The organism is Saliniramus sp. (assembly GCF_035311605.1).
Lineage (GTDB): Bacteria > Pseudomonadota > Alphaproteobacteria > Rhizobiales > Beijerinckiaceae > Saliniramus.
In genome coordinates, this window is record NZ_DATGCW010000113.1 from 1 (window position 1) to 6767 (window position 6767).

The 6767-nt window shown below is 64.5% G+C and carries 9 protein-coding genes and 1 tRNA gene; 5 read left to right on the forward strand and 5 right to left on the reverse strand.

Translation table 11 applies throughout. The features are described from left to right. On the reverse strand, window positions 1-666 hold a 666-nt coding region (locus tag VKP01_RS05440; protein ID WP_324411023.1), incomplete at its 3' end, for a LysR family transcriptional regulator. 102 nt (window positions 667-768) lie between these two features. Between VKP01_RS05440 and wrbA the strand changes: the two genes are divergently transcribed. Further along, window positions 769-1368, forward strand: a complete 600-nt coding sequence (gene wrbA, locus VKP01_RS05445; RefSeq protein WP_324411025.1) for an NAD(P)H:quinone oxidoreductase — start codon at window positions 769-771, stop codon at window positions 1366-1368. 13 nt (window positions 1369-1381) lie between these two features. Here wrbA and VKP01_RS05450 read toward each other — a convergent pair whose 3' ends face one another. Then, entirely contained in the window at window positions 1382-2350 is a 969-nt protein-coding gene (locus VKP01_RS05450; protein ID WP_324411039.1) for an L-threonylcarbamoyladenylate synthase, read from the reverse strand. Window positions 2351-2506: 156 nt separating this feature from the next. Here VKP01_RS05450 and VKP01_RS05455 point away from each other — a divergent pair, with 156 nt between their 5' ends. Beyond that, window positions 2507-2965, forward strand: a complete 459-nt coding sequence (locus VKP01_RS05455; protein ID WP_324411027.1) for a hypothetical protein — start codon at window positions 2507-2509, stop codon at window positions 2963-2965. Window positions 2966-2985: 20 nt separating this feature from the next. Here VKP01_RS05455 and VKP01_RS05460 read toward each other — a convergent pair whose 3' ends face one another. From VKP01_RS05460 to VKP01_RS05470, 3 genes are read right to left on the reverse strand one after another with little or no spacing between them, the layout of a single operon-like run. Further along, complete coding sequence (locus tag VKP01_RS05460; RefSeq protein WP_324411029.1) at window positions 2986-3312, reverse strand: hypothetical protein; 327 nt, start codon at window positions 3310-3312, stop codon at window positions 2986-2988. A 41-nt stretch (window positions 3313-3353) separates the two neighbouring features. After that, entirely contained in the window at window positions 3354-3875 is a 522-nt protein-coding gene (locus VKP01_RS05465) for a disulfide bond formation protein B (RefSeq protein ID WP_324411031.1), read from the reverse strand. A 10-nt stretch (window positions 3876-3885) separates the two neighbouring features. Continuing rightward, the gene (locus VKP01_RS05470; RefSeq protein WP_324411033.1) at window positions 3886-4467 is read right to left on the reverse strand and encodes a YqaA family protein; all 582 of its coding nucleotides are present in this window, start codon (window positions 4465-4467) and stop codon (window positions 3886-3888) included. Window positions 4468-4662: 195 nt separating this feature from the next. On the opposite strand from VKP01_RS05470, the gene VKP01_RS05475 reads away from it, so the two are divergent. From VKP01_RS05475 to VKP01_RS05485, 3 genes are all read left to right on the forward strand, one after another. Continuing rightward, a tRNA-Leu gene (locus VKP01_RS05475) sits at window positions 4663-4747 on the forward strand. A gap of 126 nt (window positions 4748-4873) precedes the next feature. Further along, complete coding sequence (locus VKP01_RS05480; RefSeq protein WP_324411034.1) at window positions 4874-5461, forward strand: NAD(P)H-dependent oxidoreductase; 588 nt, start codon at window positions 4874-4876, stop codon at window positions 5459-5461. 49 nt (window positions 5462-5510) lie between these two features. Beyond that, on the forward strand, window positions 5511-6413 hold the full coding sequence (locus tag VKP01_RS05485) for a cation diffusion facilitator family transporter (RefSeq protein ID WP_324411037.1): 903 nt from the start codon (window positions 5511-5513) through the stop codon (window positions 6411-6413). The last annotated feature ends 354 nt before the right edge of the window (window positions 6414-6767 follow it).

Genomic DNA, 6767 nt, shown 5'->3' on the forward strand with positions numbered 1-6767 from the left:
CACCCGGTAGACGATATGCTCCGGGGCAACGTGCTCGGCTATGTAGCGCGTCACCTTGAGTCCGGCGAGATTGTCACCCAGCGAGACCCAGCGCTTCGCGAACAGATCGATCAGATCGACCGCAGAAGGGTCGGGCACATCCGCGCGATGCGCATAGAGTGCCCAGGCAATGGTCGCGACGCGCCGTCCGACCAGCGTCTCGGGCGGATTGTCGGTGGCACGAATGGCGACATCCGCATCGCGCTTCGACAAGTTCAGAGCCTGGTTGGCGAGCACCACGTCGAGGCGAATCTCGGGATAGGCGCGGGTGAATTCCGCAAAGATCGGCGTCAGCAGATGCACCAGCAGCGAATCATTGGTCGTGACCCTCAATTCCCCCGCCGGTGCGATCGACTGGCCGGCGAGCCGGCGCGTGAAAGCGGCGACATCCTCGTCCATGCGCTCGGCCAGAGCCGCCATCTCCTCACCCGCCGTGGTCAGGACGTAACCGGTGCGATGGCGCTCGAACAGCTTGACCTGCAAGGTGTCTTCGAGCTGGCCGAGACGGCGGAAGACCGTCGAATGATTAACCCCGAGCACCTCCGCCGCCCCGGTGAGTCCGCGTGATTCGGCGATGATGCGCACAAGGCGAAACTCATCCCAGGGGATATGCTGGGGATGTGTCATTTCTTGCATCCATGCAATTTCGATCTTACAATGATAACTATTTTATTGCGCTGTGGAAAGCTTAAATCAGGAGGAACGAACACTGATCACAGGAGCCAGCCGATGGCACGCGTTCTCGTTCTCTACTATTCATCCTATGGCCATATCGAGACCATGGCCGGCGCCGTGGCGGAGGGCGCCCGCGAAGCCGGGGCCGATGTCACCATCAAGCGCGTCCCGGAACTGGTCCCGGAGGAGGTTGCGCAGCCAAGCGGTTACAAGCTCGATCAGGCGGCGCCGATCGCGACCGTGGAAGAACTCGCCGATTACGACGCGGTGATTTTCGGCACCGGGACCCGTTTCGGCAACATGACCGCGCAGATGAAGAACTTCATTGATCAGGCCGGTGGGCTCTGGGCGCAGGGCAAGCTGATCGGCAAGGTCGGTGCGGTCTTCACCTCGACGGCGACGCAGCATGGCGGCCAGGAATCGACCATTCTGAGCTTCCATACCGTGCTCCTGCATCTCGGCTTCGTCATCGCAGGCCTGCCCTACAGCTTCTCCGGTCAGATGGGCTATGACGAAGTGATGGGCAATTCGCCCTATGGTGCCTCGACCATTGCCGGTGGTGACGGCTCGCGCCAGCCTTCGCAGGTCGAACGCGATGGCGCTCGTTTTCAGGGCCGGCATGTGGCGGAAATCGCTGCAAAACTCGCCAGCTGACGCTGATTCTGATTCAGCCGCGATCGGCGGCGGCGCGGCGCAGGCGGTCCATGATTGCCGCGCCGAGGCCATGTTCCGGAACGGGGGTCACGGCTATGCCGGCGGCCCCCGTCTCGTCGAGGGCGCGCATGGCGCCGAACAGGTTGGCGGCAGCCTCGCGCAGATCGCCGCTTGCACTCAGATTTCTCACCGCGACCGCTTCGTCGATCCCGCGCGGGGAGACGTTTGCGAAGAGCAGCGCCGCCTCGCCCGGTTCGATCGTCTCTGCATTCAGCCGCACCCGCGCGCGTGGCGCGTAATGGCTCGTGAGCATGCCCGGCGCGACGGGCGCCGTCGGCTCCCCGCTGGCGGGAGCATCTTCTGCCAGCGCATATCCGAGAACCGCCTCCAGCGCCTCGCGCGACACGCCGCCGGGGCGCAACAGGCGCGGCACCCCATCGAGGCAGGCGACAATGGTGGATTCGAGCCCGACCCGTGTCGCGCCGCCGTCGAGAATTGCGGCGATCCTGCCCGCCATATCATGCGCCACATGGGCCGCTTCGGTCGGGCTGATCCGGCCGGACGGATTGGCGGAGGGGGCGGCAAGCGGCCTGTCGACGGCGCGCAGGAGCGCCGTCGCTACCGGATGATCGGGAACGCGCAAGGCGATGCTCGGCAGGCCGGCGCGGGCCAGATCGCTGACGCGGGCTGTCCCGGCCAGTGGCACGACCAGGGTAAGTGGGCCCGGCCAGAAGGCTTCGGCGAGGCGGCGGGCATGGGCGTCGAACACGCCTTCGCGCGAGGCGCCGACGAAATCGGCACAATGGGCGATCAGCGGATTGAAGCGCGGGCGCCCCTTCGCCTCGTAGATCCCTGCGACGGCATGGGCATCCGTGGCATCGGCGGCAAGCCCGTAAACCGTCTCCGTCGGCACTGCGACGCAGGCCCCGGCGCGCAACAGCCCCGCCGCGCGGGCAATGCCGGCATCATCGCCCGCGAGCATTTCGGTCGTACCGGTGAACGGGGCGGCTGGTTCGTTTGTCGCGGGGCGGTTCGGCTCCGTCAAAGTGCTGTTTATCCTCTGGGCTGTATAATCGTTTCTGGCTGCGTGTTTGAAGCATGCGCGTCAACGGTTACGATCGTCACGAGGAGTGATTCGATGCTCACGACCCACGATCTGGCAAATCAGCCGCTCAGCCTGACGATCACCGATGATGATGGCGCCGCCGAGACGGTCTCGGTCCGTGCTGGTGCGCAGGGCGCGGTCGGCATGACTTGCAGCTGCCGCCGCTACGCCGCCGAGGGCTGGTGCCGGCACCTCATCGATCTCGCCTGCATGCGCCTGCGCGATTGCGGCATCACCGATCCGGACAGCGATGCCCGTTTCGAGGAAATCGTAGCGGGGACGCCGCTCGAAATCGCGGCCAATGATGCCGATCATCGGCTTGCGAGCGTTTCGCAACAGGCTGAGCGCGTCGAGCAGGCCTTGGCCGCCGGCCCGTCGCGTGATGCCATGGAGACGCTCGCGGTCGCGGCGCGTGATCTCGCCGAAGCCGCCGAGGCGGCATCCGACGCGCTGCGCCGATTCACGCGACGTGCGGCGGGTGGCCTCGACTGACGCTACCCGCAACACAGGCTTCACGCGGCTTCGACAGCGCCTTCGCCCCGGCGATCGCGCTCCTTGTTGGCCCGCTTGAGTGCGGCGGCGAGGATGGCGAGCTTCTCTTTCGTGCCGGTATTGTCGGAGGCACCCTTCGCTCCAGCCGGGGCCGCCTTGCCGCGCATCTCGCGACGCTGGCGGTTGGCGACGTCGCGTGCCTTGTCGCGGCGATCACGCAGCTGCCGGATCAGATCGGCGAGATCCTTGTCGGCAAGTTCCCTGATCGCGGGATGGTGGCTCTTCTCGACGAAGGCGAGTTCGTCCTTGTCGAGGGCACGTTCTTCGGTTCTGCGCGAGCGGGCCATGTTGTGCTCCTTGTTGGTCTTGAGCGGTTAATGGAGTTGGTTCAGTCGGTCAACGTAACTTTGCCGGATGAAGTTGCGGCGCTCGCGAAAGCGATGAGCGCGATCGCGAAGGAGATCACGGCATTCCAGCCGGCCATGGAGATGCCGAGAAAGATCCAGGCGGGCTGCGAGCAGTCGATCACGCGCACGGTTTCGAGCTGGCGCATGAAATCATTCATGTCGGTGGCGCGCGCTGCCGCCTCGCCGCCGCAGCCGGTCGGGCCGATAAAGACACCCATCTCGACACCGACGTGATAGAGCGCAAGCCCCGCTCCCGCGAGAAAGATCAGCCCGATCAATGCGAGTCCGACGCGGGCGGGGCCGGGCTGCCGCGCAAGCAGGGTGATGGCGAGAGCGAGCGGGATCGCGGCATAATACGGCCAGCGCTGATACAGGCACAACAGACACGGCTGCAGCCCCGCCACATGCTCGAACCATAAAGCTGCGGCGACCGTTGCAAAGCTCACCAGCGCAATGGCCAGGGCGATGCCGCGATGGATGGCGAGGAGGCCGATTATCTGCACGAAATCACCTTCAGATCAGATAGCGCACGAGAACGAAACCGAGCACACCGACGACGGCCACGAGTGTCGTCAGCAAGGCGAAATGGCGGTCGATGAAACCCCGGATCCAGTCGCCGAAATTGTAGAGCAGCGTCGCCAGCAGAAAGAAGCGCGCGCCGCGCGTCAACAGCGAGAGCAGGATGAACATCCAGATATCGTAGGCGGCAAAGCCGGAAGTGATGGTGATCAGCTTGTAGGGGATCGGCGTGAAGCCGGCGATCATGATGGTCCAGTGGCCGTGCTCGGCAAACAGTATCCGGAAGTTCTCGGCCTTGTTCTCGAGCCCATAGAGTTCGATCACCCAGAGCCCGACCGATTCGTAGAGCAGGGCGCCGATGAGATAGCCGAACAGGCCGCCGGCGACGGAGGTGATCGTCGTGATAAAGGCATAGAAGAAGGCGCGATCGGGCCGCGCAAGCGCCATCGGCACCAGCATCGCGTCCGGCGGGATCGGAAAGACGGAGCTTTCCGTGAACGAGACCGCGCCGAGACCCCACGGCGCCCAAGGCCGCGCGGCGAGTGACAGGGTCCAGTAATACAGACGTCTGAGCATGATCCGTCCCTGCTGATGCCGTAAACGCGGCCGGAATCGCCGCGCAAAGGTTACGCCCCGAGCCTGCCCCCCGGGCCCGGCGGCTTCTCTTACGAGATCTGCGCGAAATTCGTAAGCGAAACCTGAAGGTTCGTTGACATGTCGGTAAAATTCGTTGATCTGCCGGTTGTCGACGTGCTAACCGAATGGTGCGTCGCCCCTGTGGCGGAATTGGTAGACGCGCTCGACTCAAAATCGAGTTCCGCAAGGAGTGCCCGTTCGACTCGGGCCAGGGGCACCAAGATCTCCGCACCAAGATCTCCGCACCAAAATTCGCGTATCAGGATCTCCGCAATTCCCCGCTCTGTCGGATCGCGCCGTGCTCCGTATGATGTCGCACCGCAGCAGCAGGCGGGGAGGTATCGTGATGAGCAAACGCATCGCCATCATCCAGGGGCATCCGGATCCTGCCGGCGGGCATTTCTGCCATGCGCTGGCGCAGGCCTACCGGGAGGGCGCCGAGGCTGCGGGGCATGTGGCGACTATCATCGACACTGCCGCGATGGACCTGCCGTATATTCGCAACCAGGAACAATGGAAGGCGCCGCCGGAGGACGAGGCGGTCCTGCGCATGCAGGCCGTCGTCGGCGCAGCCGATCATCTGGTGATCATCTACCCGCTCTGGCTGGGCGACATGCCGGCCATTCTGAAATCGGCGCTCGAACATCTCTCCTGCGGCGGTTTCGTCATGGCGATCGACGCGGATGGGCACTGGCAGCAGAAGCTCAAGGGCAAATCGGCGCGCGTCGTGGTGACGATGGGCATGCCGGCTCTGGTCTACCGGTTGTATTTCCTGTCGCATTCGCTCAAGAGTCTGGAGCGTAACATTCTGAGATTCGCCGGGATGAAGCCGGTGCGCACGACGCTGATGGGGCGCGTCGAAGGGGAGGGGCGCGCGCCGCAGCGCGAGGCCTGGCTGGCGCAGATGCGCAGCCTCGGGGCCGGGGCGGCGTGAGGCAAGGCGCGGACGCGCCGCCAATGCGGCGCGGGGAGCGGTCGTTTTGATGATCAACAGCGTGAACATGGCATGGCTGACCATCGCGGTCGCCGTCATCGTCTTCTCGATCAAGCTCCTCGCCTGGTGGCTGACGGGCAGCGTGGCGCTGTTTTCCGATGCGCTGGAGAGCACCGTCAACATCGTCGCCGGGAGCGTCGCGCTGGTCGCCCTGCGCATCGCCACCAAGCCGCCCGATGCCGAGCACCCCTACGGCCATCACAAGGCGGAATATTTCTCCGCGATTCTCTCGGGCGTCTTCATCATCCTGGCCGCGCTCGCGATCCTGCATGCGGCGATCGCGGGGCTGATGGATCCGCAGCCCTTGCAGGCGCCTTTGGGCGGTCTCGCCCTCGCCGTGGTGGCGACCATTCTCAATGGCGGCTGGGCGCTGATGCTGCGAAAGCGGGGCCGGGCCTTGCGCTCGCCCGCGCTGCTGGCCGAGAGCGGCCATCTGATGACCGATGTCTGGACCTCGGTCGGCGTCGTCGCCGGTTTCGCGCTGGTCGCCGTGACCGGCTGGCTGATCCTCGATCCGCTGGTCGCCATCGCGGTCGCGATCAACATCCTGTGGACCGGCTGGAAGCTTTTGCACCAATCCGCCGACGGCCTGATGGATCGCGCGGTATCCGACGCCGAACGCGCGCAGATCAGCGCCATCGTCACCGCAAACGGCGACGGCGCGCTCGAAGCCCACGACCTGAAAACCCGCCACGCCGGCAGCGCCACCTTCATCGAATTCCACCTCGTCGTCCCCCGCGCCATGACAGTGGAAGAATCCCACGACATCTGCGACCGCATCGAACGCGCCATCCGCCGGGAGATCGAAGGCGCCATGATCACGATCCACGTGGAGCCGGACCCGAAGGTGGAGGAGGCGCCGTGTATTCCGATTGCGGATGGGGGTGGGTGAGGGGGGTGAAGATAAACCAGTGACGGCTTGGAGCCCATATGCGACATTCAGGCTTGCCGCAGCACGGCAAGCCCTTTCGCAGGTGCATCGACTTGTTCGGCCCTGAGCAGACCTTCGAGCAAGTCAGGAAATGCGCGCTCTCACTCGCTGAAGCAATGGACTGTCCGGGCGCGGACCTCCTAGAAAGAAAACTTTCGCACGACCGACAAGTTTCGTAGGAAGTATGAATGTTACAGTTTCCGATCACGGAGGTCCCTAAGGACCCCAATCGCTCGACACAGAATGCGGTTTCGCCATTTCGCTACCCTGGTGGCAAAGGGTTCATGTCGGCTTTCCTGAAGCAGCGCATGTCGA